Origin of the sequence: Pseudomonas sp. 382, assembly GCF_002759075.1 — a bacterium.
Lineage (GTDB): Bacteria > Pseudomonadota > Gammaproteobacteria > Pseudomonadales > Pseudomonadaceae > Aquipseudomonas > Aquipseudomonas vlassakiae.
The window spans coordinates 17,199-40,232 of sequence record NZ_PEMX01000003.1; the positions used below are offsets into that span (position 1 = coordinate 17,199).

At 64.4% G+C, this 23,034-nt stretch carries 21 protein-coding genes and 1 pseudogene; 8 read left to right on the forward strand and 14 right to left on the reverse strand.

Annotated elements, in window-relative coordinates:
- Positions 1 to 318 precede the first annotated feature (318 nt).
- The gene (locus tag CQW31_RS04940) at positions 319 to 1,365 is read left to right on the forward strand and encodes a class I SAM-dependent methyltransferase (RefSeq protein ID WP_099813929.1); all 1,047 of its coding nucleotides are present in this window, start codon (positions 319 to 321) and stop codon (positions 1,363 to 1,365) included.
- 163 nt (positions 1,366 to 1,528) lie between these two features.
- Here CQW31_RS04940 and CQW31_RS04950 read toward each other — a convergent pair whose 3' ends face one another.
- The 9 genes from CQW31_RS04950 to CQW31_RS04990 form a co-directional block, all read right to left on the reverse strand.
- Entirely contained in the window at positions 1,529 to 2,773 is a 1,245-nt protein-coding gene (locus CQW31_RS04950) for a saccharopine dehydrogenase family protein (protein WP_054887353.1), read from the reverse strand.
- 33 nt (positions 2,774 to 2,806) lie between these two features.
- On the reverse strand, positions 2,807 to 3,904 hold the full coding sequence (locus CQW31_RS04955; protein ID WP_099813930.1) for a carboxynorspermidine decarboxylase: 1,098 nt from the start codon (positions 3,902 to 3,904) through the stop codon (positions 2,807 to 2,809).
- A gap of 310 nt (positions 3,905 to 4,214) precedes the next feature.
- Positions 4,215 to 5,132: a pyridoxal-phosphate dependent enzyme gene (locus CQW31_RS04960; RefSeq protein ID WP_099813931.1), complete on the reverse strand. Its 918-nt coding sequence runs from the start codon at positions 5,130 to 5,132 to the stop codon at positions 4,215 to 4,217.
- An 87-nt stretch (positions 5,133 to 5,219) separates the two neighbouring features.
- Positions 5,220 to 6,923, reverse strand: a complete 1,704-nt coding sequence (locus CQW31_RS04965) for an amidase (protein WP_099813932.1) — start codon at positions 6,921 to 6,923, stop codon at positions 5,220 to 5,222.
- Between the two features lie 137 nt (positions 6,924 to 7,060).
- Positions 7,061 to 7,900 (reverse strand): glutathione-dependent disulfide-bond oxidoreductase, encoded by an 840-nt coding sequence (gene yghU, locus CQW31_RS04970; protein ID WP_099813933.1) that lies wholly within the window; start codon positions 7,898 to 7,900, stop codon positions 7,061 to 7,063.
- Positions 7,901 to 8,060: 160 nt separating this feature from the next.
- Complete coding sequence (locus CQW31_RS04975) at positions 8,061 to 9,263, reverse strand: NAD(P)/FAD-dependent oxidoreductase (protein ID WP_099813934.1); 1,203 nt, start codon at positions 9,261 to 9,263, stop codon at positions 8,061 to 8,063.
- 94 nt (positions 9,264 to 9,357) lie between these two features.
- Positions 9,358 to 10,413 (reverse strand): GlxA family transcriptional regulator, encoded by a 1,056-nt coding sequence (locus CQW31_RS04980; RefSeq protein ID WP_099813935.1) that lies wholly within the window; start codon positions 10,411 to 10,413, stop codon positions 9,358 to 9,360.
- Positions 10,414 to 10,452: 39 nt separating this feature from the next.
- Positions 10,453 to 11,055 (reverse strand): helix-turn-helix domain-containing protein, encoded by a 603-nt coding sequence (locus CQW31_RS04985; RefSeq protein WP_054887346.1) that lies wholly within the window; start codon positions 11,053 to 11,055, stop codon positions 10,453 to 10,455.
- A gap of 39 nt (positions 11,056 to 11,094) precedes the next feature.
- Complete coding sequence (locus CQW31_RS04990; RefSeq protein ID WP_099813936.1) at positions 11,095 to 13,047, reverse strand: FAD-dependent oxidoreductase; 1,953 nt, start codon at positions 13,045 to 13,047, stop codon at positions 11,095 to 11,097.
- Positions 13,048 to 13,236: 189 nt separating this feature from the next.
- Between CQW31_RS04990 and CQW31_RS04995 the strand changes: the two genes are divergently transcribed.
- Together CQW31_RS04995 and CQW31_RS05000 are read left to right on the forward strand one after the other, a co-directional pair.
- On the forward strand, positions 13,237 to 14,280 hold the full coding sequence (locus CQW31_RS04995) for an ABC transporter substrate-binding protein (protein WP_099813937.1): 1,044 nt from the start codon (positions 13,237 to 13,239) through the stop codon (positions 14,278 to 14,280).
- Positions 14,281 to 14,333: 53 nt separating this feature from the next.
- Positions 14,334 to 15,089: a class II aldolase/adducin family protein gene (locus tag CQW31_RS05000; protein WP_099813938.1), complete on the forward strand. Its 756-nt coding sequence runs from the start codon at positions 14,334 to 14,336 to the stop codon at positions 15,087 to 15,089.
- A 66-nt stretch (positions 15,090 to 15,155) separates the two neighbouring features.
- Here the strand turns inward: CQW31_RS05000 and CQW31_RS05005 are convergent.
- Positions 15,156 to 16,554: pseudogene (locus tag CQW31_RS05005) on the reverse strand (cytosine permease).
- A gap of 233 nt (positions 16,555 to 16,787) precedes the next feature.
- Here CQW31_RS05005 and CQW31_RS05010 point away from each other — a divergent pair.
- The 4 genes from CQW31_RS05010 (at position 16,788) to CQW31_RS05025 (ending at position 18,838) form a co-directional block, all read left to right on the forward strand.
- Positions 16,788 to 17,675: an EamA family transporter gene (locus tag CQW31_RS05010; protein WP_054887341.1), complete on the forward strand. Its 888-nt coding sequence runs from the start codon at positions 16,788 to 16,790 to the stop codon at positions 17,673 to 17,675.
- A 59-nt stretch (positions 17,676 to 17,734) separates the two neighbouring features.
- The gene (locus CQW31_RS05015) at positions 17,735 to 18,055 is read left to right on the forward strand and encodes a YbjQ family protein (protein WP_054887340.1); all 321 of its coding nucleotides are present in this window, start codon (positions 17,735 to 17,737) and stop codon (positions 18,053 to 18,055) included.
- Between the two features lie 137 nt (positions 18,056 to 18,192).
- Positions 18,193 to 18,381, forward strand: a complete 189-nt coding sequence (locus CQW31_RS05020) for a hypothetical protein (protein WP_054887339.1) — start codon at positions 18,193 to 18,195, stop codon at positions 18,379 to 18,381.
- A gap of 160 nt (positions 18,382 to 18,541) precedes the next feature.
- Entirely contained in the window at positions 18,542 to 18,838 is a 297-nt protein-coding gene (locus tag CQW31_RS05025; RefSeq protein ID WP_099813939.1) for a hypothetical protein, read from the forward strand.
- Between the two features lie 47 nt (positions 18,839 to 18,885).
- Here the strand turns inward: CQW31_RS05025 and CQW31_RS05030 are convergent, their stop codons facing one another.
- Positions 18,886 to 19,218 (reverse strand): hypothetical protein, encoded by a 333-nt coding sequence (locus CQW31_RS05030; RefSeq protein ID WP_054887337.1) that lies wholly within the window; start codon positions 19,216 to 19,218, stop codon positions 18,886 to 18,888.
- Between the two features lie 304 nt (positions 19,219 to 19,522).
- Complete coding sequence (gene ampC / locus CQW31_RS05035; RefSeq protein WP_099813940.1) at positions 19,523 to 20,659, reverse strand: class C beta-lactamase; 1,137 nt, start codon at positions 20,657 to 20,659, stop codon at positions 19,523 to 19,525.
- A gap of 121 nt (positions 20,660 to 20,780) precedes the next feature.
- On the opposite strand from ampC, the gene CQW31_RS05040 reads away from it, so the two are divergent.
- Positions 20,781 to 21,773: a bile acid:sodium symporter family protein gene (locus CQW31_RS05040; protein ID WP_371858363.1), complete on the forward strand. Its 993-nt coding sequence runs from the start codon at positions 20,781 to 20,783 to the stop codon at positions 21,771 to 21,773.
- 61 nt (positions 21,774 to 21,834) lie between these two features.
- Here the strand turns inward: CQW31_RS05040 and CQW31_RS05045 are convergent, their stop codons facing one another.
- Together CQW31_RS05045 and CQW31_RS05050 are read right to left on the reverse strand one after the other, a co-directional pair.
- A complete protein-coding gene (locus CQW31_RS05045) occupies positions 21,835 to 22,428 on the reverse strand; it encodes a DUF4157 domain-containing protein (RefSeq protein WP_054887334.1) in 594 nt (197 codons plus the stop codon).
- Positions 22,415 to 22,978, reverse strand: coding sequence for a TetR/AcrR family transcriptional regulator (locus CQW31_RS05050; protein WP_054887333.1), 564 nt, complete (start codon positions 22,976 to 22,978; stop codon positions 22,415 to 22,417). The genes CQW31_RS05045 and CQW31_RS05050 overlap by 14 nt, the downstream gene beginning before the upstream one ends.
- Between the last annotated feature and the right edge of the window lie 56 nt (positions 22,979 to 23,034).

The window sequence follows — 23,034 nt, forward strand, 5'->3', positions numbered from 1 at the left end:
AAAAGCGCCCGGCGCAGGCCGGAAAGTTGAGCGATGGACTACTTGATAATTGCGACTTTGAACATAAGCCGGAAAAGGGTCGACACAGTGCAAGAGCATAGACAGTGGACTGCGAAGTGCCAGAATATGTGGTGGGTTCGTTAGGATAAGTTGCACTAACAAGCGAAAGTTGTAAGCCCGTTAAGTTGGTGTAGCCCATGAACGGCATCGAGGGGCTAGACTCATAACGGATGTCCATCCATTCAAACCACTGACCACCGCTCCCCTCGAACCGGACTTCCTCGTCGACGGTGGCCTTCTTGCAGAGGAGGGCAGGTCATGGACGAGACAAGGCTTCACGCATTCATGGGCAAGCTGGTCGGTGACATGGGCGCTGCAGCGACCCTGGCCAATGTCATCCTTGGCGATGAACTTGGCCTGTACCGGGCCATGGCCGACAGCCAGCCGACCAGCCCCGAGGCCCTGGCGGCAAAGACCGGCTGCCACCCACGGCTGGTGCGCGAATGGCTCAACGCCCAGGCAGCCTCCGGCTACATGGTGCATGACAAAGGCACGTTCGTTCTGCCTGAAGAGCAGGCCATGGCGCTGGCCCTGGAAGACTCGCCGGCCTACATGGCCGGGGGCGCGGCGGTCATCGCGGCCTTGTTCCATGACAAGGACAAGTTGGTGGCGGCCATGCGCGGCGATGGCGGGCTGGCCTGGGGTGACCACCACCCGTGCATGTTCAGTGGCACCGAGCGGTTCTTCAGGCCCGGTTACCGCACGTTTCTCGTGGCGGACTGGTTGCCGGCGCTCGAAGGCGTGGTGGCCAAGCTGCAGGCCGGGGCCAAGGTCGCAGACGTCGGTTGTGGCCATGGCGCTTCGACGCTGGTCCTGGCGCAGGCGTTTCCGGCTTCTACCTTCATCGGCTACGACTACCACGCACCGTCCATTGCCACGGCCAGTGAACGTGCGCGCGAAGCCGGGCTGGCGGCGCGTGTGAGCTTCCAGCAGGCATCGGCCAAGGACTACCCGGGGCATGACCACGACCTGGTGTGCTTCTTCGACTGCCTGCATGACATGGGCGACCCTGTGGGCGCGGCGAAGCATGCCTACCGGGCGTTGAAGGCAGATGGCACGGTGATGCTGGTGGAGCCCTACGCCGAAGACTCGCTGGAGGGCAACCTGACGCCGGTCGGGCGGTTGTTCTATGCGGCGTCGACGTTCATCTGCACGCCTAACTCGTTGTCCCAGGAAGTGGGGCTGGGGTTGGGGGCTCAGGCTGGGGAGGCGCGGTTGCGGGCAGTGTTCGAGGAGGCAGGGTTCAGGCAGTTCCGGCGGGCTACGCAGACACCGTTCAACCTGATTCTGGAGGCCAGGAAATAGATGTAATCCTGTGCCGGCCTCTTCGCGGGGCTTGCCCGCTCCCACAGGTACTGCGCAGTATTCGAGGCCTGCGCAGTACCTGTGGGAGCGGGCGAGCCCGCGAAGAGGCCGGGCCTGCAAATGCAGAAGGGGCGCCATGTTGGCGCCCCTTCTGGTTTACGGCTCAGGCTTCAGCGTCCCACGGACGATCGCCATTTTCATCTTTCACGCGGGTCGGCAGGCCCATCACGTCCAGCGCCTTGAGGAACGGCTCGGCTGGCAACTCTTCGACGTTGACCATGCGCTTGGCGTCCCACTCACCACGGGCGACCAGCAGAGCCGCAGCCACCGGCGGTACACCGGCGGTATAGGAGATACCCTGGCTGTCGGTCTCGGCGTAGGCTTCTTCGTGGTCGGCCACGTTGTAGATGAACACTTCACGCGGCTTACCGTCCTTGGTGCCCTTCACCAGGTCACCGATGCAGGTCTTGCCGGTGTAGCCCGGGGCCAGCGAGGCCGGGTCAGGCAGTACGGCCTTGACCACTTTCAGCGGGACCACTTCCAGGCCCTCGGCCGTCTTCACCGGTTGTTCGGAGAGCAGGCCAAGGTTCTTCAGCACGGTGAACACATTGATGTAGTGCTCGCCGAAGCTCATCCAGAAACGCACGTTCGGTACGTTGAGGTTCTTCGAGATCGAATGAACTTCGTCGTGGCCGGTCAGGTACAGGTTCTGCGAACCGACCACCGGCAGGTCGTCGGTACGCTTGACTTCGAACATGGTATTGCTGGTCCACTGGCTGTTCTGCCAGCTCCATACTTGCCCGGTAAACTCGCGGAAGTTGATTTCCGGGTCGAAGTTGGTGGCAAAGTACTTGCCGTGCGAACCGGCGTTGACGTCGAGAATGTCGATCGAATCAATGCTGTCGAAGTATTGCTGTTGCGCAAGTTTTGCGTAGCTGTTCACCACACCCGGGTCGAAACCGACACCGAGAATGGCGGTAATGTTCTTTTGTTGGCACTCTTCGAGGTGTTTCCACTCGTAGTTGCCGTACCACGGCGGGGTCTCGCAGATCTTGCCCGGCTCTTCGTGGATGGCGGTGTCCAGGTAGGCGACACCGGTATCGATGCAGGCACGCAGCACCGACATGTTGAGGAAGGCGGAACCGACGTTGATCACGATCTGCGATTCGGTCTCGCGGATCAGTGCCTTGGTCGCCTCGACATCGAGGGCGTTGAGCGAGAAGGCCTGGATGTCGGCGGGCACCTTGAGGCTACCCTTGGCCTTGACGCTGTCGATGATGGCCTGGCATTTGGAGATGTTCCGTGACGCGATAGCGATACGACCCAGTTCGTCGTTATGCTGCGCGCACTTGTGGGCCACCACCTTGGCGACACCTCCTGCACCAATGATAAGAACGTTCTTCTTCAATTTACCTGTTGCTCCTTACTTGGGTAGCCGGTCTTACGACAGGCTGGAAACGTAGTCTTCGAAACCGAAATCGCGCACCACCTCGACGCTGCCGTCGAGCTGCTTGACCACGATCGATGGCATCTTCAGGCCGTTGAACCAGTTTTTCTTGACCATGGTGTAGCCGGCGGTGTCGATGAACGACAGACGGTCGCCGATGGCCAGCGGACGATCGAATTGGTACTCGCCGAAGATGTCACCGGCCAGGCACGACTTGCCGCAGACCATGTAGGTGTGCTCGCCGTCGTTGGGGGCCATCTTGGCGTTGAGGCGGTAGATCAGCAGGTCGAGCAGGTGCGCTTCGATCGAGCTGTCGACCACGGCGAGGTGCTTGCCGTTGTACAGGGTGTCGAGCACGGTCACTTCCAGCGAGGCGCTGTTGGTGATGGCCGCTTCGCCCGGCTCCAGGTACACCTGCACGCCGTATCGCTCGGAGAAGGCTTTCAGGCGTGCACAGAAGGCATCCAGGGCATACCCCTCACCGGTGAAATGGATGCCGCCACCCAGGCTGACCCACTCGACCTTGTGCAGCAGGTGGCCGAAGCGCTCTTCGATGTGTGTCAGCATCTGGTCGAACAGGCCGAAGTCACCGTTCTCGCAGTTGTTGTGGAACATGAAGCCGGAGATCTGTTCGATCACCTGTTCGATCTTCACCGGGTCCCACTCGCCGAGGCGGCTGAACGGGCGGGCCGGGTCGGCCAGCAGGTAGTCGGAGCTGCTCACCTGCGGGTTGACGCGCAGGCCGCGGACCTTGCCTTCGGACTGTTCGGCGAAACGCTGCAGCTGGCCGATCGAGTTGAAGATGATCTTGTCGCAGTTCTCGAGCATTTCCTCGATTTCGTCATCGGCCCAGGCCACGCTGTAGGCGTGGGTTTCGCCGGCGAACTTCTGGCGGCCGAGCTTGAGCTCGAACAGCGAGGACGACGTGGTGCCGTCCATGTACTGCTGCATCAGGTCGAACACCGACCAGGTGGCGAAGCACTTGAGGGCGAGCAGCGCCTTGGCACCGGAGTTTTCACGCACGTAGGCGATCTTCTCCATGTTGCGCAGGAGCTTGGTTTTGTCGATTAGGTAGTACGGCGTCTTGATCATTTAAAGGCCCCCGGCCAGGCCGGCCAAAAAAAAGATCCGCATTGTGCCTTCACTTGCCGCAGATCGAAAGGGCGGATGGTGTATTTCGTCTGCGTGGCGGTTGTTGCAGGTGAAATGATTCGGCAGCGGCGGGTTCAGTAATACAGGGGGAAATGAACATCCTGATGACAGCGTGACCGATGGCATGTGTTCGCCATGGCATTTTTGCGCCTGAGGGACCGAGCGCCGCCCGAGCGGCGCATCGCGGGCGGTGCTAGGTCCCTCAGGCGCCGAAAAGGCCTCGGCGAGCACCCGGCGGCCATACCGCCGTTCATTGCGCCTGCTTCAACCACGCCTGAATCTGCTCCAGCGTTGCAGTAGCTCCCCCACAAACCACCACCAGCACATACTGGTAGCCAGCCAACGCCTCTGCCGAGTAAGCCAGTGCCAATGCCGCGCCACACGCGGGCTCCACCAGTACCCGATGGTCCAGCAAGAAGCGCTCGCAGGCTTCCAGTGCTGCCCGGTCGCTGACCAAATGACAGTGCACCGGATGCTGCCGGGTACAGGACAGTGCCTGTTCGGCCACGCGCTTGGCGCCCAGCGAGCTGGCCACCGAGGCGATGCCCGGCAGTTCCACTGTGTGCCCGGCCTGCATGGCCGCATGCAGCGAAGCGGCCCCGGTGGTTTCCACCGCCAGCACCGGCACATCGCCCCAGCCGTTACGCTGCAAGCCTTCGACCACGCCACTGAGCAGGCCGCCGCCGCCCACCGACAGGACCACCGCATCCGGTTTCAAGCCGCCCGCCGCCACTTCGTCGACCAGGCTGGCATGCCCGGCCCATAGCAGCGGGTCGTCGAACGGGTGGATGAAGGCATCGCCAGCACCGACCAGGGTCAGTGCCAGTTCATTGGCTTCTTGCCACGAGCTGCCATGCACCACCACCTTGGCGTCTTCCAGGCGCAGCAGCTCCTTGGCCCGTTCGGTGGTGGTCTCGGGCACCACCACGGTCACCGGCACCCCCAGCTTGCGCCCGGCATAGGCCACCGCCAGCCCGGCATTGCCGCCCGACGAGGAGACGAAATGGCGCGCGCCACGGGCATGATGCACCTCGCAGGCATGGCCGACACCTCGGAGCTTGAACGACCCACAGGGCTGCAGGGCGTCGATTTTCAGCCAGACCGAGCGGCCGGCGGCAAGCGACAGAGGGCGGGATTCAAGGAGGGGCGTCTGGATATGCAGGGACATGTGAGCCTTCTGGTTTGCGCAATACAAAGGAAGCCTGTCATACCAGCTGGCCCCAGCATCGGCAAGGCGACGCTGGGGCCAGGATGATCAGCCCAGCGGCGGGGTACGCGGCGGTACCATCCGGCGCGAACCGGTCGATTCAAAGGCCGCAGCAAAGCTCAGCAGCGCATTGTCGCTATAGGCCTTGCCTGCAAAGGTCAGCCCCACCGGCATGCCGATATCAGCCATCACACCCATTGGCACGGTCACGGTCGGCACGCCCAGGTGGCGGATCGCCAGGTTGCCGTTGGCCACCCAGATGCCGTTGCTCCAGGCGATGTCGGCAGAGGCCGGGTTGACGTCGGCATCGGCCGGGCCGACATCGGCCACGGTCGGGAACAGTACGGCGTCCAGGCCCTGCGCGTCCATCCAGTCTTCGAGGTCAAGCTTGCGGGTCTTTTCCAGCCCGCGCAGGCCATCGGGCAGGGTCTCGATCTGGTCCCAGGTCTTCAGGCCGCGCTTGGCCATGTTGACGTATTCGTCCATGCCCGCGGCCAGGTCGTCCTCACGGTTGGGCAGGGTGCCCGGGTCGTGGGGGAAGATCTGCGGGCCGTCGACATCGGCCAGGCGGTTGAGCTTGGGGTCATCGTTGGCCCGCAGGAAGTCGTCGAAGGCCCAGCCCGACAGCTCCCACAGCTCGTCATGGAGGAATTCCTTGCTGACGATGCCGCGGTTGTAGACGGTCGGCGCCCCCGGGCGGTCGCCTTCGCAGTTGGACACCAGCGGGAAGTCCACTTCCAGCACTTCGGCGCCAGCCGCTTCCAGGGCCTGGCGAGCCTGTTGCCACAGGGCGATGACGCTGTCGCGGGTGACGATGCGCTGGCCGGTCGGGCCACCGATGCCCGGCTTCTCCGAGGTGCCGGCTTCAGCGTCGGCATTGATGTACATGCGCGGTACGCCAAAACGTTTACCCTTGAGCGAGCTGGCATCGACAGCCAGGTCCAGGTAGGACGCCGGGCGCACCGAAGAGGCAGCCGGGATCGGTACCCATGGCTGCAGGCGCCACAGGTCGCCGCGTTTGTCGGCATCGTCGGCAACCACCACGTCGAGGATTTCCAGCAGGTCGGCCATGGTTCGGGCATACGGCACCACCACGTCCATGGTCGGAGTCAGCGGCCAGTTGCCACGTACCGAGATCACGCCACGCGACGGGGTGTAGGCGCACAGGCCATTGTTCGAGGCAGGGCCGCGGCCGCTCGACCAGGTTTCTTCGGCCAGGCCGAAGGCGCTGAAGCTGGCGGCGGTGGCGGTACCGGCGCCGTTCGACGAGCCGGAGGCGAACGGTGCGGTCAGGAACTTGGCGTTGTACGGGCTTTCGGCGCGGCCGTAGACGCCACGCTGCATGCCGCCATTGGCCATCGGTGGCATGTTGGTCTTGCCCAGGCACACGGCACCGGCGGCGCGCAGGCGTTCGATGGTGAAAGCGTCGCGCTGGGCGACCAGGTCCTTGAACGCGGGGCTGCCGGAGGCGGCGGTCAGGCCCTTGACCAGGTAGCTGTCCTTGGAGGTGTAGGGGATGCCGTCCAGCGGGCTCAGGGTCTGGCCCTTGGCGCGGCGGGCGTCGGAGGCCTCGGCTTCCTTGAGCGCATCAGGGTTGCGTACGACCACGGCGTTCAACGCGGTGGCGGTGTCGGCTCCATCGTAGGCGTCGATGCGCGCCAGGTAGGCCTTGACCAGCTCGACCGCCGTCGTGCGGCCCGTTTCGAGTGCGTCGCGCAGCTCGGCAATGGAAACCTCGGTTACCTCGATCATGCTTTCACCAAAATTTGTGCAGGTTGGGGCTAGTGCGAGGAGTGTACAAGAAGGGATCAGGGCTGGGAGGTTTGCGCGGCAGAAATGGTTTTTTGCAACGGGGCATTGTCGGGGCCGCCCAGCGGCCCCCGACAGCTTCAGTCAAGGTCGGCCGCCGAGTGCCGCTCGGGCACCTGGCTGGCTTCATCGCCCCAGGTACGGTTGACCCGGGTGCCACGCTGCACGGCCGGGCGCTGGGCGATTTCCTCGGCCCAGCGCTTGACCTGTGGGTATTCATCCACCGCCAGGAATTCCGCCGCGCCATACAGGTTGCCGCGCACCAGCTGGCCGTACCATGGCCACACGGCGATGTCGGCGATGCTGTATTCGTCGCCGCCGAGGTAGCGGCTTACCGCCAGGCGGCGCTCCAGCACGTCGAGCTGGCGCTTGGCTTCCATGGTGAAGCGGTTGATCGCGTACTCGATCTTCTCCGGCGCGTACACATAGAAGTGGCCGAAGCCGCCGCCCAGGTAAGGCGCGGCGCCCATCTGCCAGAACAGCCAGTTGAGGGTTTCGGTGCGTGCGGCAGGTGCCTTGGGCAGGAACGCACCGAACTTTTCCGCCAGGTGCAGCAGGATCGAACCGGACTCGAACACCCGCACCGGCGGTTCAGCGCTGCGGTCGAGCAGGGCGGGAATCTTCGAGTTGGGGTTGACCTCGACGAAGCCGCTGGAAAACTGGTCACCGTCGCCGATGCGGATCAGCCAGGCGTCGTATTCGGCGCCGCTGTGGCCCAGGGCGAGCAGTTCTTCGAGCAGGATGGTGACCTTGACACCGTTGGGGGTGGCCAGGGAGTACAGCTGCAGCGGGTGCTTGCCGACGGGCAGGTCCTTGTCATGGGTCGGCCCGGCGATCGGCCGGTTGATGCTGGCGAACTGGCCGCCGGAGGCCGCGTCGTTGCGCCAGACCTTGGGCGGGACGTAAGGGTGCTTGCTCATGCAGGGTTCTCCTGGGAAGTCGCGAAGGCAGTCAGCCAAAGACGTTGACCTGCATCTATGCCACGGGTTCGGAGAAAAGCGCAAATGCATTGGGCGCGGGCACGGGCTGCATGGGGAATGGGTGGGGGCATTCGCGGGGCGTACCCGCGAATGCGCAGGGTCAGGCTACGGGAATGGTCGGGTCCGCCGCCGCCAGGGCAGCCGTACGGTCCGCCATCGGCGGATAGATCCAGATCGAGTTGATCTGCGCTTTCAGCAGCTTGGCCTCGGCCTTGTCGGTCGGTGGCGAGACGGTGCGCTCCCAGCCCTCGGTATACACCGCGCCCCAGGCGCCAAGGTCGAGGCAGGTCACGTACTTGGGCTGGCTGTAGGTCATCGGTGCCACGCCGATCAGCTCGGCCGCTGCGTTGTTGCCGGCATAGCGCCCCAGCGGAATGGCATGCTGGCACGACATCACCGCGAAGTTGCCCTGGTTGTCGCAGGCGGCATAGGCCACGTCTCCGGCCGCGTAGACCGCGTCATTGCCGATCACCTTGAGGTTGCCGTCGACGTGCAGCCGGCCTTGGCGGTCGCGCTCGCCGCTGATCTGTTCGGTCAGCGGGTTGGCCTTGAAGCCCACGGTCCAGATGACCGTGGCGGCGTCGATGCGCTGGCCGTCGTCCAGCAGCACCCCGTCACGGTCCACCGAGGCGACAGTGGTGCCGCAGATCCACTCGATGCCCAGCGCCTCGCAGGCCTGTTCGATGGCCGGGCGGATGCCGTCACCCAGCGCGGCGCCGATCTTCGCCCCGCGGTCGACCACAACCACCCGTAGCCTGGCGTCCTCACCGAGAATGGCGCGCAGGCGCGTCGGCAGTTCCGTGGCGGTCTCGATACCGGTAAAGCCGCCGCCGGCTACCACCACGGTGTTGCGTGCGGGGCTCTCGGGCAGGTCGGCCAGGGACTTGAGGTGGGTTTCGAGGCGCGCGGCGCTGTCGATCTTGTCGACATCGAAGACGTGCTCGATACCCACCATGTCCGGGCGATTGAGCACGCTGCCGCAGGCCATGATCAGGCGGTCGTAGGGCAGGTTGCATTCGGTGCCGGATGACGTGCGGTAGCGTATGCGCTGCTCGGCTTCATCGACATCGAAGGCCGTGCCGTGGACGAAGCGCACGTTCACCGCATCGAACAGTTCCTGCAGCGGTGCCGCCATGGTATGCACTTCAGGTTCGTAGAAGCGCGGGCGCACATGCAGTTCGGCCTGGGGGGCGAGCAGTGTCACCTGGACATCCCGGCGGCCGTGCAGGTCCAGTTGCCGGATGGCGCTCAGGGCGCTCCACAGGCCTGCGAAGCCGGCGCCAATGATCAGGATATTCTTCATCGTTATGCTCCTGGGTAGTCCATGAGGAAAGACCGGTAGACAAGACAGACCGTCATTGCGGTCAACGATGTTACGACCGGCCAGGTGCCGCACCCTAGGCCAGAGAACCCTGGATTTCGGCCAAAGGTACCGTGCGGGCAAAGCGCGCCCGGTAGTCGCGAGGGGTCACCGCCAGGTGGCGCTGGAAGGCCAGGCGCATGCGCTCTTCGCTGCCGAAACCGCACTGGCGGGCAACTTGCTCGATGTGGCCGTCACTGTTCTCCAGCAGCCGCCGCGCCGCTTCGAGGCGGAACACCTCGATGGCCTTGGCCGGGGTGCGGCCGGTTTTCTGCTTGTATACCCGGGTGAAGTTGCGCAGGCTCATGTGCGCCTGTTCGGCCAGGTGCTCGACGCTGAGTCGTGGGTCGTGCAGATGCTGGTTGAGCCATAGGTGCAGCGCCTCGAACGCCCCCGCGTCCTGGCCCTGGGACTTGAGCAGTTCGCTGAACTGGGCCTGGCCGCCGGGGCGCTTGAGGAACACCACCAACTCGCGCGCCACCTGCATCGCCACGTCGCGGCCGCAGTCCAGTTCGACCAGGGCCAGGGCCATGTCGATACCCGCGCTCACACCGGCAGAGGTCCAGACGCTGCCCTGCTGGACGAAGATCGATTCAGGGTCCACTTCCACGGCCGGGAAGTCGCGGCGCAATACCTCGCACATGGCCCAGTGTGTGGCGGCGCGCCGGCCATCGAGCAGGCCGGCACTGGCCAGCAGGAAGGTACCGCTGCAGACCGAAGCGGTGCGCCTGGCGTGGTGGCTGGCACGGCGCAACCAGGTGATCAGCGGGCCGTGATCGGGGAGGCTGCGGATGATGTCGGGGGCGCCGGGCACGATCAGCGTGTCGACGGTTTGCGTCATGACATCGTCCAGCCGCTCGCTGGCGACAACCAGGCCTTCGGCCGTTTGCTGCAGGCCACCTTCCAGGCTGGCGGTGTGCAGCCGGTAGCCTGGCAGGCCGCGCTCGGCCATGGCCTTGGTCGCGGCCCAGAACACGGTCTGCGCGCCACTGAGGTCGAGCAGGCCCATCTGCGGATAGGCGACGAAGACCAGCACCCTTGGGTGGTCGACGGGGAGCAGCGGTGGGTCGAGTTGCTGATTGGGCTCGGTCATTGTATCGGGCGTCGCCTGGTGGTGATGGCGTCCTCGGATTCAGAATGTTGGCGGAGTGATCACCCAGATGATCACGGCATCCACCTCGCCAGGGTTGCCATAGCGGTGCGGCTCCTGACTGGAGAAGCTGAAGCTGTCGCCTTCGCCCAGCAGGAAGTGACGCTCGCCAACCCACACCTCGAAACTGCCCGAGAGCACGTAACCCGCTTCGTCACCTTCATGGCTGTAGCTCTGCTGGCTGTAGGTGCCTGGTGGAAAACGCGAGTGCAGCATCTCCAGCTGGCGGTTGGGTTGCGGCGTGAGCAGCTGGTCGACGATGCCGTCCTCGTAATGCACGCTCAGCCGGCTGTTGCGCCGCACCACGTAACCTTGGTCTTCGGGGGCGGTGGTGGCTTCGCTGGCGAAGAACCACTGGATGGTCACGCCGAGGCTGCGGGCGATGTTGAACAGCGCCGGGATCGACGGGTACGACAGGTTGCGTTCCAGCTGGCTGATGTAGCCGGCGGTCAGCTCGCTGTGCGCCGCCAGCTCCGCCAGGGTCATGCCGCGGCGCTTGCGCAGGCCGCGGATGCGGCCACCGAGGAACTGCGGCGCGCTGCCGCCGTCTTCGGCGGCGGGCGGAAACTGGGGTTGCTGGCTCATGCGCTTCGGTCCATCGGGAAAGCCGCAGTATGGACAGGCTCAGAGCGCCCAGGCAACTGTCAGGCCTTCATGGATCGCCTCCTCGACCGTGCGTGGGGCCAGGCAGTCGCCGATGCGCCGCACCTCCACCAGGCCGGCCAGTTCTGCTGCCAGGGTGTCCTGAGGTTGGTGGCCGAGGCACAGTACCAGGGTGTCGATACCTTCGAAGATCATTGGTTGGCCGCTGGCGGTGTGCTGCAGGTAGACGGTGTTGTCGTCGCACCCGTACAGGCGGGCATAAGGTGTGATCGGGATGCCCAGGCGGTGCAGTTCGCCGGCCATCTGGTCGCGCACGTACAGCGGCAGGGTTTCGCCGCAGTGGGTGCCGTTCACCGCCAGCTGCACCTGGTGGCCATCTCGAGTCAGGCGCTCGGCGATGCCGGGGCCGATCCAGTCGCAGCGCCAATCGATCACCAGCACCGAGCGGCCAAGAGCGACTTCATTGCGCAGAACCTGCCAGGCATCCACCACCTGCAGCCCGCCGCTACGTTCGAACGAGGGCCAGTAGGGCGTGGCGCCGGTAGCGGCAATCACCAGGTCGGGGCGTTCACGTTCGACCAATGCGCGATCAACACGCGTATTACGTACTACGCGAACCCCAGCCAGTTCCATCTCGCGCTGCAGGTTGGTGCTGGCGCCGCCGAACTCGCTGCGCCGGGGCAGCAGCTGGGCAAGCTGTATCTGGCCGCCGAGTTGTGTACTGGCTTCGTACAGCGTGACGTCATGCCCGCGGGCCGCAGCCACGGCTGCGGCTTTCATGCCAGCGGGGCCGCCGCCCGCTACCAGGATGCGCTTGCGCGCAGTAGCGGGGGCTGGGTGTTCGTACTGCAACTCGCGCCCGGTTTCCGGGTGCTGGATACAGGAGATCGGCAGGCCGCGGTGGAAGTGGCCGATGCAGGCCTGGTTGCAGGCAATGCAGGCGCGCACGTCCTCGACCTGGCCGCGCTCGGTCTTGGCCGGCATCTGCGGGTCGCAGATCAGGGCGCGGGTCATGCCACACACGTCGGCCTGGCCACGGGCCAGGATCAGTTCGGCTTCCTGCGGCTGGTTGATGCGCCCGGTGACGAACAGTGGGATGTCCAGGTGCTGCTTGAAGGTGCCGGCCTCGCGCGCCAGGTAGGCCGGGGCGATGGCCATGGGCGGCACGATATGCACGGCACCGCCCAGCGACGCCGAGGTACCGGCGACGATGTGCAGGTAGTCGACCTGGTCTTGCAGGGCCTGGGCGGCAGCGAGCGATTCGTCCTCGCTGAGGCCTTCGCTGTCGCGTTCGTCGGCGCTGATGCGCAGGCCGACGATGAACTGCTCGTCGGTGGCCGCCCTGACCGCTGCCAGCACCTCGCGCAGGAAGCGCAGGCGCTGTTCCAGGTCGCCGTTGTAGCCGTCGGTGCGCTGGTTGACCCGCGGGTTGAGGAACTGCGCCGGCAGGTAGCCATGGCTGGCCACTACCTCGACACCGTCCAGGCCGGCCTGGTGCAGGCGCCGGGCGGCGCTGGCATAGCCCTGGACGATTTCGTCGATCATCGCCTGGTCCAGCGCCCGCGGCATGACCCGGAAGCGCTCGTTGGGCACCGACGAGGCCGAATAGGCCACTGCCAGCAGGCCATCCGCCGACTCCATGATCTCCCGACCCGGGTGAAACAGTTGCGACAGCACCACCGTGCCGTGGGCATGGCAGGCCTCGGCCAGGCGCCGGTAGCCGTCGATGCAGGCGTCGTCGGTGGCCATCAGCACGTGCGAGGTGTAGCGGGCACTGTCATGCACCCCGGCCACCTGCAGCACGATCAGGCCGACGCCGCCGGCGGCACGGGCGCGCTGGTAGGCGATGAGCTTGTCGTTGACCAGGTTGTCGGTGGGCAGGCAAGTGTCGTGGCCGGTCGACATAATGCGGTTCTTCAGGCGTTTGCCGCGGATCTGCAGGGGTTCGAACAGGTGGGCGAAGGCGGTCGTCATGCGGGCGGCTCCGGTGCGGTGTCGTTCTTGTTTTTCTCATGAAAGTGTAGCTACAGTAAAAAATCAACTTGTTTTTTTACTGGCGCCCGACTAGCTTTTTCCCAGCCACGGCAGTGGCGCGTGACCTCACTACAACAAGAAACGGGCCTTCGAGCTAAACGCTGGACGGCACCGACAGGAGGCAACTCGATGCAGGCATTTCCTCGCAGTACCGGCCTTTGCGCAGCGCTCCTGGCCTTCGGCCTGGGCAGTGCGCAAGCGGCGCCGCAGATGGTCGTGGTCGGCTATGGCGGCGCCGGTCAGAAAGCCCAGGATGTGGCGATCTTCCAGCCTTTCAGCGCCCAGGACGGCAGTAAGTTGATCCAGAGCGAATACAACGGCGAGATGGCGCGCATCCAGGTGATGGCCGATACCGGCAATGTCGACTGGGACGTGGTGCAGATCGAGGGGCCAGACCTGATGCGCGGCTGCGACGAGGGCATCTACGAGCACCTCGACTGGCAACGCCTGGGGCATGCCGCCGAACTGATCCCCGCGGCGGCCCAGGACTGCGGCTCGGCGGCGCTGGTGTGGAGCGTGGCAATCGCCTACGACCGCGACAAGCTGGCCCAGGCACCGACCTCGTGGGCCGATTTCTGGAACGTGCAGAAGTACCCGGGCAAACGCGGCCTGCGCAAGCGCGCGGTGTACAACCTTGAGTTCGCCTTGCTGGCCGACGGGGTCAAGGTCGATGACGTGTACAAGGTGCTGTCGACCCCGGCGGGTGTCGAGCGTGCCTTTGCCAAGCTCACCGAGCTCAAACCGTACATTCAGTGGTGGGAGGCCGGCGCGCAACCGGCGCAGTGGCTGACGGCGGGTGATGTGGTGATGACCTCGACCTACAGCGGCCGCATCGCCGTGGCCGCCCAGCACGGCAGCCCGCTGGCGGTGGTCTGGCCTGGCAGCCTGTATGGCATGGACTACTGGGCGATCATCAAGGGCTCGAAGCACGTCGACCAGGCCAAGCGCCTGATCAGCTATGCCAACCAGCCGGATACCCAGGTGCGTTACGTCGAGCAGATTCCCTACGGGCCGACCAATACCAAGGCGGCGGCCAAGCTTGACCCGGCGCTGGCCAGTTGGGTGCCGACCTCGCCGGAGAACCTGCAGGGCGCCTTGGCGATGAATGTGGAGTTCTGGGTCGATCACGGCGAGGAGCTGGAGCAACGCTTCAATGCCTGGGCGAGCAAATGACGTAATTTATCGGGGCTGCTTTGCAGCCCCAGATTCCAACAGGAAGAACAACAATGACCGCCACGGAACATACCCTGCGCCAGCAACTGGCCGCCTGCTATCGCCTGATTGCCCATTTCCGCATGTCGGACCTGATTTTCACCCATGTCTCCCTGCGCTTGCCGGGCCCCGAACACCATTTCCTGATCAACCCCTATGGCCTGCTGTTCGACGAAATCACCGCCTCGAGCCTGGTGAAGATCGACCTGCAAGGCCGGCCGGTGGAGCCTACCGAATACCCGGTCAACCCGGCTGGCTTCGTCATCCACAGTGCCATCCATGCCGCCCGTGAAGACGCCCAGTGCGTGCTGCACACCCATACCCGCGCCGGTTGCGCGGTGGCGGCGCTGGAGTGCGGCTTGCTGCCGGTCAACCAGATGTCGATGGAGTTCCATGGCAAGGTCGCCTACCACACCTACGAAGGTATCGCGCTCGACCTGGACGAGCAGCAACGGCTGGTGGCGGACCTGGGTGACAAGCCGGTGATGATCCTGCGCAACCATGGCTTGATGACTACCGGGCGCTCGGTGGCCGAGGCGTTCTTGCGCATGTATTACCTGGAGAAGGCGTGCGACATTCAGCTGGCGGCGCAGAGTGCCGGGCAACTGGTGTTGCCGCCGGAGGCGGTGTGTGCGCATACCGAGCGGCAGTTCAATGAGCCGATGCGCGGGTTGAAGCAGGGCGAGCTGAATGACCCGGATGCGCTGCAGCTGGCGTGGGCGGCTTTATTGCGGATGCTGGAGCGCATTGCTCCAGACTATCGCGACTGACTGGCCGGCCTCTTCGCGTCGAACCGCCGCGAAGAGGCCGGTGCAGGAAAACTCAGGACACGGCCATCAGCGCGCCTGCGGCACGATCATGCTGGCGGGGGCTTCGGCGGCTCGTCGGCGCGCCACGCAGTAGTACAGCACGCTCGGCACTACCAGCCCGATCAGCCACGACACATCCACACCCCCCCAGGTGCGCGACCATGGGGCCGGTGTACAGCTTGGTGTCGATGAACGGCATCTGCACCAGCACGCCAAGGGTATAGACACTGATGCCAGGCCAGTTCCAGCGGCCATAGCGGCCTTGCGGGTCGGCCAGGGCCGGGATGTCGTAGCGCTCCTTGGTGATGAAGTAGTAGTCCACCAGGTTGACCGCGCTCCAGGGCACGAAGAAGGTCAGCAGGAACAGGATGAACGATTTGAACGCACTAAGGAACGAGTGCTGGCCGAGCAAGGCGACCAGCGTGGCGGCACCGACAATGGCCAGCACGAACACCAGGCGTTGCACGCGGCTGATCGCCAGGTGGCCACGGAAGCCGCTGATGATGGTGGCGATGCACATGAAGCTGCCATAGGAGTTCAGTGTCGAGATGGTCACCTTGCCGAAGGCGATGCTGAAGTACAGCAACGCCGCAGTGGTACCGGCGCCGCCGAGGCCGACGATGTAGGCCACTTCACGCCCGGAGAACTGCCCGCCGGCGATGGCCGCAGCAAACACGCCGAGAATCATCGACGCCTGCGCGCCGACGACCGAACCCAGGCCGGCGGCGAGGAAGGTCTTCACCGGCGAGGTGCTGCTCGGCAGGTAGCGCGAGTAGTCTGCCACGTAGGGGCCGAAGGCGATCTGCCAGGAGGCCGCCAGCGACACCGAGAGCAGGAAGCTGGCCCAGCTGAAGTGACGGTTTTCCAGCAACTGGCCGATGTCGGCGAGCATCAGGATGCGGCTGAACAGGTAGACGAAGGCAATGATGCCCAGCACGCTGGCGACCCGGCCGATCCAGTGGATTACCCGGTAGCCGGCCAGGGTGGCGAGCACGATCACTGAGGCGAAGATGAGGATGCCGGTGCTGTCGCTGACGCTCAGCAATTGGCCGATGGCTTGCCCGGACAGCACCGTGCCGGTGGCGGTGAAGCCCAGGTACATCAGGCACACCAGCACCATCGGGATGGCCGCGCCATACACGCCGAACTGCACGCGGCTGGAGATCATCTGCGGCAGGCCAAGGCGCGGGCCCTGGGCGGCATGCAAGGCCATGACCGCGCCGCCGATCAACTGGCCCAGCAGCAGACCGATCAGCGACCAGAACACGTCGCCGCCGAGCACCACGGCCAGGGCGCCGGTGACGATGGCGGTGATTTGCAGGTTGGCGCCGAGCCAGAGGGTGAACTGACTGTACAGCTTGCCATGGCGCTCGGCTTCCGGGATGTAGTCGATAGAGCGCCGTTCGAGCACGGATTTGCGGGACATTGAGGGCTCCACTTCATTGTTTTTGTGTCAGGGGAGGGCCATCGCCGGCGCGCTGCGCGGATGGCGTCTTCCCGATATCATCATGTCTATACAAGTAGGGTCAAGTGAAGACTGCTGGGCATAACAGCCAATCTGTAGCGCAAGGGTTGGCCATAACTGTGCTGGTCCGTGGGCGGAAAATGGCCTTATGCTGTTACGAAATATGTCTAGAACGCCCGAAGAAGGAAGCTGCAATGCCGCTCAAGGACCTACTGATCGCCCTGGTGGTGATTGTCGCCTGGGGAGTCAATTTCGTGGTCATCAAGGTCGGCCTCGATGGCTTGCCGCCGATGCTGCTCGGAGCATTGCGTTTTCTGCTGGTGGCGTTTCCGGCTGTGCTGCTGGTCAAGCGGCCGAAGCTGCCTTGGGGCTGGCTGATCGCCTATGGCGCGACCATCTCCCTGGGCCAGTTCGCCTTCCTGTTCCAGGCCATGTACAGCGGCATGCCACCGGGCCTGGCGTCGCTGGTGCTGCAGTCGCAGGCGTTCTTCACCCTCGGTTTTGCCGCGCTGTTCCTGGGGGAGCGGCTGCGCCTGGCGAGTGTGCTGGGGTTGCTGGTAGCGGCCAGCGGCCTGGCGCTGATCGGTAGCGAGGACAGCGGCCATGTACCGCTGGTGGCGCTGCTGCTGACCTTGTGTGGCGGGGCCATGTGGGGCATGGGCAACATCATTACCCGCCGCTTTGGCTCGGTCGACCTGGTGGCGCTGGTGATCTGGGGCGGGCTGATTCCACCGCTGCCGTTCCTGGCGTTGTCGTGGTGGCTGGAAGGGCCGGAGCGGATTGGTCATGCACTGGCCAATATCGGCTGGAGCTCGGTACTGGCGCTGGCGTACCTGGCCTTCGTCGCCACCATGATCGGTTACAGCCTGTGGGGCAAGCTGCTGTCGCGCCACCCTGCGGGCAAGGTGGCGCCGTTTTCGCTGCTGGTGCCGGTAATCGGCCTGAGTTCGTCAGCCTGGTTGCTGGGTGAGCGGCTGACGGCCACCCAGGGCTGGGGCGCATTGCTGGTGATGCTTGGTTTACTGGTCAATGTGTTCGGACCCAGGCTGGGGCAGCGTTTGCGGGCAGCCAGTGCGCAATAGCGGAAGCCACCGGCGCTTTTGTTAGACTTGGCCTTTTTTGCAAGGCCAAGGAGCGCAACATGATCATCTCCACCACCAGCCAGCTCGAGGGCCGCCCGATCGCCGAGTACCTTGGCGTGGTCAGCTCCGAATCGGTGCAGGGCATCAACTTCGTGCGCGATTTCTTCACACGTGTTCGCGACGTCTTCGGCGGCCGTTCGCAGACCCTGGAAAGCGCCCTGCGTGAGGCCCGCGCGCAAGCCACCGAAGAACTCATGGCGCGGGCACGGCAGTTGCAAGCCGATGCGGTGGTAGGCGTGGACTTCGAGATCAGCATGCCGTCGGTGCAAGGCGGCATGGTCGTGGTGTTCGCCACCGGTACTGCCGTGCGGCTGAAGTAGCTAAATGCCACTGGTCGGGTCCGCAGGTTTCGTCCGAGCGGTCCGCTTGTGACCGGCTAGTCTCACTGGCACAGGTCGCGTTTTTCAGGTCAGCCCATTGCTGGCTGACGCGGTCGCCACTGAATGGAGATAGGGGCATGAGCGAGTCCTTTTTCGAAGACAGCAACGATGCATTTCCGATCAATAGCCAGGTGCGTTGCGGCCAGGCGGCGTTTCGCCTCGGCTTCATCCACATGACCCTGGAGGAGTCGGAAGACCTCAAGCCTGCCTACCTGCAGCGCATCAAGAAGGGCCGCTTCACACCCCGGGTGCCGGCCAGGAAATAGGCCAGTCAAAAGGTGAACCTGCTCACAGATCCCCGCCCAACGGCGGGGTTTTTGTTGATGTTGCTTGATCCCGCTCATGGTAACCGCGGGTTGCTCTCGCGGCGGCGGCGCAGGTGTGGTCTTCTGGCGCGGCATCCAGGAAAGGGAGGATTGATTTTCCATGCGAGTCAGGGACGAAACCTATTGGCAGTGGGCCGATGCGCAGCTGCATAGCCGCTGCCATGACGAAGTGCTCAGCGACGGCACTTCGCTGGATATCCAGGTGCGCCTGTCGCGGCTCGGCGCGACACAACTGTTCCTTGGGCTTTATGGGCAGGACGGCAGGGCACTGCTGGAGGAGTACTACCCGGCGCGGCCCGGCGAAACCATGACCCGCGCGCTGGTGTGGGGGGTTAACCGGGCTCGGGCGCTGGCGATCGGTGCGTTACCGATGCCGCAGCGCCGACAGCGGGCATGAAAAAGCCCGGCCTATGCAGGCCGGGCTCGCTAAGTGGTGGCCAACCCTCAGTTCAGCGGATCGATCACCTTGACTGCCTGCCGCTCACGGGCGGCGGGCCATTCTTGTTGCAGGGTCTGTAGGACGCGGCCGACGAACTCGGTGTCGGCGGCGGCCTTCTTGCCGACGTAGCCCTGGCCACGGCGGTAGACCTTGAAGCGGGCGCGCATGCTGGGCAGGTGCGCTTCGAATTCATCTTCGACCGTGTTCGGCGGCAGGCGGTCGATGCGCACCTCGCCGGTCTGGCTGACCCACAGCAGGTGGTCGTCGAGGCTGTCCTTGCGTACCGCGAACAGCTGGGCCAGTTGGTCGATAGTCGGATTGTCGTTCAAGTTCATCATAAAGCCCCCATCACCTATTTGTTGTTGATTGTCACAGTTGGCGCCACAGGTTGTAGCGCACTACCAAGGCTGCTACAGCAGCATCGCAACAGGGGCTTTCTCACGCTGCCTTTTGGACAGATTCCCTCTCCACGGACGGCCTGCGTTACCGCGCAAGCCGTCTGGAACACCCTTGCCACCGCTCCCGATCAGGGAGACGGCCTCATCATGCACAAGGCCGACGAACGTCGTCAATGGTTTTGTAGTGAATATTTTTATTCACTACATTCTTGTCATATTGTCTGGCAATCAGTTCGGCGGTGACTCAGCGGTCGAGCCCGGAAAGGATCTGGAAGGCCGCCCGAACTCGGGCTTCGTTGGGGTAGTTGCGGTTGGCAAGCAGGACAATGGCCCTGCCTTGGGATGGGATGAAGGCAGCGTAGGCGCCGAACCCGTTGGTGGAGCCGGTCTTGTTGTACCAGGCGGCAGGCAGGGCCGGAAGCGCCGGCTGCAGGCGCTGGGTGGCCTGGGGTTCACGAATCAGGCGCGGGCTGTTGCCATCGACCAGCGTGTCCAGCGCGACCGGGTAAGGGTAGCGCTCCCAGCCCAGGCCCTGGGTCATGCTGCCAACCCTGAAGTAGCCCGCCTGGGTGATGCCGATGGCTTTGCGCAGCGCCGACGGCAGTTGCGCAGGCTGCATGTGCAGGCGCACGTAGCGCAGCAGGTCGCTGGCGCTGGTCTTGATGCCATAGGCTTCGTCGGCATAGGGACCAGGGCTGACGCGCACCGGGTGGTTTTGCGCGTCGTAGCCCTGCGCATACAAGGCCTTTGCCGCTTCTGGCACCTGCAGGTAGGTGTGCTGCAGGCCCATCTGCGGTAGCAGGTGCTGGGTCATGACGGCTGCGAATGGCTTGTGTTGCGCGCGTGCCGCGAGGTCGCCGAACAGCCCCAGGCTCGGGTTGGAATAGCAGCGCTGAGTGCCAGGTTCGCTGCGGGCCTTCCAGTTGCGCAGGAATGCCAGTGCCTGTTCTGCAGTCTGCACCTCATCGGGAAATTGCAGTGGCAGGCAGTCGGCGCTGTAGGCACCCAGCTCCAGCACACTGGCCTCGCCCAACGGCGCACCGGTCAGGGCCGGCTCGTAGCGCCGGGCAGGGGCGTCCAGGTCGAGCTTGCCTTCGGCACTGGCCAGCGCCACGAGGGTGGCGGTGTAGGTCTTGCTCAGTGACCCGATTTCGAACAGGGTGTCGGCGCTCACCGGCTTGCCGTCGGCCTTGCTGGCCACACCATAGCTGAAGTAGTGGGCCTGGCCGTTGTCATAAACCGCCACGGCCATGCCGGCGATGTCCTGTTGTTTCATCAGCGGCCGGATGACCTCGTCCACCTGGGCCTGCAGCGGCTCGGCCGCGTGCGCCGAGGCAAGGCCGAACAGCATCAGCAGTGGAGCTAGACGTACGCGTGGCATGCAAAGGGGTCCTTTTCGTGGATGTGTCCGTTGAGCGACACCAATGGGGGTTCCGGCGTTAGCGGGAAAAAACCCAAGACCTTATCGTCAGGCCCTGCACAACGACAAGATGGAAACTGTTATGAAGTATTTACGCATGTTGTTCGACAACTTCACGCTGTGCCTGCTCGGGGTGGTACTGATCGCCACCGTGCTGCCTTGCTCGGGCGACGGCGCGGTGTATTTCGGCTGGCTGACCAACCTGGCGATCGGCCTGCTGTTCTTCCTGCACGGTGCGAAGTTGTCGCGCGAGGCAATCATCGCGGGTGCTGGCCATTGGCGCCTGCACCTGCTGGTGTTCTCCTGTACCTTCGTGATGTTCCCGCTGCTGGGCCTGGCGTTCAAGCCGCTGTTCGTGCCGCTGGTAGGCAACGAACTGTACCTGGGCGTGTTGTACCTGTGCGCGCTGCCAGCCACCGTGCAGTCGGCGATCGCCTTCACCTCGCTGGCCCGCGGCAATGTGCCGGCTGCCATCTGCAGCGCGGCGGCGTCCAGCCTGATCGGCATCTTCCTGACCCCGCTGCTGGTAATGATGCTGCTGGGCGCCAGTGGCGATACGGGTTCGGGGCTGGACGCCGTGTTGAAGATCACGCTGCAGTTGCTGGTGCCTTTCGTGGCCGGGCAGATGGCACGCCGCTGGATCGGGGCGTGGGTCAAGAAGAATGCCCGCTGGCTGAAAAGCGTCGACCAGGGTTCGATCCTGCTGGTGGTGTACACCGCGTTCAGCGAGGCCGTGGTCACCGGCCTGTGGCACACCGTGTCGCCGCAGCACCTGGCCGGGCTGTTCGCCGTCTGCGGCATCCTGCTGACGGTGGTGCTGTTCGGTACGCGCATGCTGGGCAAGCTGCTGGGCTTCAACCTGGAAGACCGCATCACCATCCTGTTTGCCGGGTCCAAGAAGAGCCTGGCCACCGGGGTGCCAATGGCCCAGGTGCTGTTCGTGGGCAGCGGCATCGGCGCGATGATTCTGCCGCTGATGCTGTTCCACCAGATTCAGTTGATGGTGTGTGCGGTACTGGCACAGCGCTATGCCAGTCGGGAGCAGGTGGGTGAGGGGGCTACCGCTTCGTCCTGATCGCTAGACGTTGCTTGTACTGGCCTCTTCGCGGGTTTACCCGAGAAGAGGCCGGAACAGGCTATCTCGCTTGCCCGGCACTGCGCTCGCGCAATGCCTTCCCTACTTCGGCCTCGATCTTGTAGGCCGGGCCTTCCAGCTCTTCATAGTTGCGTGTGTAGCGCCGGGCAAACTCATTCACGCCTAGCTGCTGGTACTGCTGCACATGCTTCAGCTCGTGTGCCCACAATGCCACGTTGTCCTCGGCATCGCTGGCGTGCCGGAAGATGATGGTATCGACCAGGGTTACCGCGTTCACGTCCGGGTTCTGCAGCATGGCGTTGGCCGCCGTGACTTGCTGCTCGTCACCGACCCGGTAGCGCGCTGCATCGAGCACGGCAAAATCATACCAGGGCTCCAGTTGTGCGCGGATGTGCAAAGGGATCGGTTGACTGCCGCTGGCGGTGGCCTCGTCGCGTGCCTGCTGCAAGGCAAACGCCAGGCTGCTCGACGCTACGGCTTCGACATCCTGCAGTATCTGCCCGGCCTGGCCAGGGTCGATCGGCGCGCAGAAACAGCCCATCAGGCACACCTGGTACTGCCCGGCCGGGCAGGCCTGTTCGGCCAGGGCGGGCGCTGCCAGCAGTAGCCCCAACAGCAGGTTAATGGCCTTCATTCAATGCCCTGTCGACAAAGCCTTTGCTGGCATCGAGCAACTGCTGTTGCACCTCCTCGCTGGCCAGCATGCGCCCAACCACCAGGGCGCCGACACACTGGCTGATCAGCACCCAGGCCAGCGCCGGGTCTTCCAGGGTTTCGCTCCACGCCCCATGCAAACCTACCAGCCAGTGCTCGGCCTCTTCGCGCACAGGCCGTTCGGCGCGGGCGATTTCCACCCCCAGCGGTGGCAGCGGGCAGCCGCCCTCGGCATTGTGCAGGTGGGCCAGGCTCAGGTACTGCTGCAGGCAACGGGCCAGGCGTTCGCGGCTGGCCCCCTGATTGGCCAGGCGGGCCAGGGGGCTGTTGCACAGCTCTTGGCGGACCACCTCGGTGAACAGGTCGTCCTTGGACGGGAAATGGTTGTAGAAGGCACCGCCGGTCAGGCCGATGGCCTTCATCAACCCGGCCACGCCGGTGCTGGAAAAGCCGCCACGCTTGGCCAGCGCGCCGCTGCTGGCCAGCAGCTTGTCGCGAGTCTGCTGCTTGTGTTCGGTGGAGTAGCGCATGCACGACCTCTTCGCGCTGCTTGACGATGGCGGCGATCATAACATAGCGTTCGTTT

Coding starts and splice junctions, on each gene's coding strand:
- yghU (WP_099813933.1), bottom strand. CDS start 7,900: ATGAGCAAGCACCCTTACGTCCCGCCCAAGGTCTGGCGCAACGACGCG.
- CQW31_RS04995 (WP_099813937.1), top strand. CDS start 13,237: ATGCAGGCATTTCCTCGCAGTACCGGCCTTTGCGCAGCGCTCCTGGCC.
- CQW31_RS05030 (WP_054887337.1), bottom strand. CDS start 19,218: ATGATGAACTTGAACGACAATCCGACTATCGACCAACTGGCCCAGCTG.
- CQW31_RS04990 (WP_099813936.1), bottom strand. CDS start 13,047: ATGACGACCGCCTTCGCCCACCTGTTCGAACCCCTGCAGATCCGCGGC.
- CQW31_RS05010 (WP_054887341.1), top strand. CDS start 16,788: ATGCCGCTCAAGGACCTACTGATCGCCCTGGTGGTGATTGTCGCCTGG.
- CQW31_RS05050 (WP_054887333.1), bottom strand. CDS start 22,978: ATGCGCTACTCCACCGAACACAAGCAGCAGACTCGCGACAAGCTGCTG.
- CQW31_RS05045 (WP_054887334.1), bottom strand. CDS start 22,428: ATGAAGGCCATTAACCTGCTGTTGGGGCTACTGCTGGCAGCGCCCGCC.
- CQW31_RS05020 (WP_054887339.1), top strand. CDS start 18,193: ATGAGCGAGTCCTTTTTCGAAGACAGCAACGATGCATTTCCGATCAAT.
- CQW31_RS04980 (WP_099813935.1), bottom strand. CDS start 10,413: ATGACCGAGCCCAATCAGCAACTCGACCCACCGCTGCTCCCCGTCGAC.
- CQW31_RS05015 (WP_054887340.1), top strand. CDS start 17,735: ATGATCATCTCCACCACCAGCCAGCTCGAGGGCCGCCCGATCGCCGAG.
- CQW31_RS04940 (WP_099813929.1), top strand. CDS start 319: ATGGACGAGACAAGGCTTCACGCATTCATGGGCAAGCTGGTCGGTGAC.
- CQW31_RS05025 (WP_099813939.1), top strand. CDS start 18,542: ATGCGAGTCAGGGACGAAACCTATTGGCAGTGGGCCGATGCGCAGCTG.
- ampC (WP_099813940.1), bottom strand. CDS start 20,659: ATGCCACGCGTACGTCTAGCTCCACTGCTGATGCTGTTCGGCCTTGCC.
- CQW31_RS04975 (WP_099813934.1), bottom strand. CDS start 9,263: ATGAAGAATATCCTGATCATTGGCGCCGGCTTCGCAGGCCTGTGGAGC.
- CQW31_RS04960 (WP_099813931.1), bottom strand. CDS start 5,132: ATGTCCCTGCATATCCAGACGCCCCTCCTTGAATCCCGCCCTCTGTCG.
- CQW31_RS05000 (WP_099813938.1), top strand. CDS start 14,334: ATGACCGCCACGGAACATACCCTGCGCCAGCAACTGGCCGCCTGCTAT.
- CQW31_RS04965 (WP_099813932.1), bottom strand. CDS start 6,923: ATGATCGAGGTAACCGAGGTTTCCATTGCCGAGCTGCGCGACGCACTC.
- CQW31_RS05040 (WP_371858363.1), top strand. CDS start 20,781: ATGAAGTATTTACGCATGTTGTTCGACAACTTCACGCTGTGCCTGCTC.
- CQW31_RS04955 (WP_099813930.1), bottom strand. CDS start 3,904: ATGATCAAGACGCCGTACTACCTAATCGACAAAACCAAGCTCCTGCGC.
- CQW31_RS04985 (WP_054887346.1), bottom strand. CDS start 11,055: ATGAGCCAGCAACCCCAGTTTCCGCCCGCCGCCGAAGACGGCGGCAGC.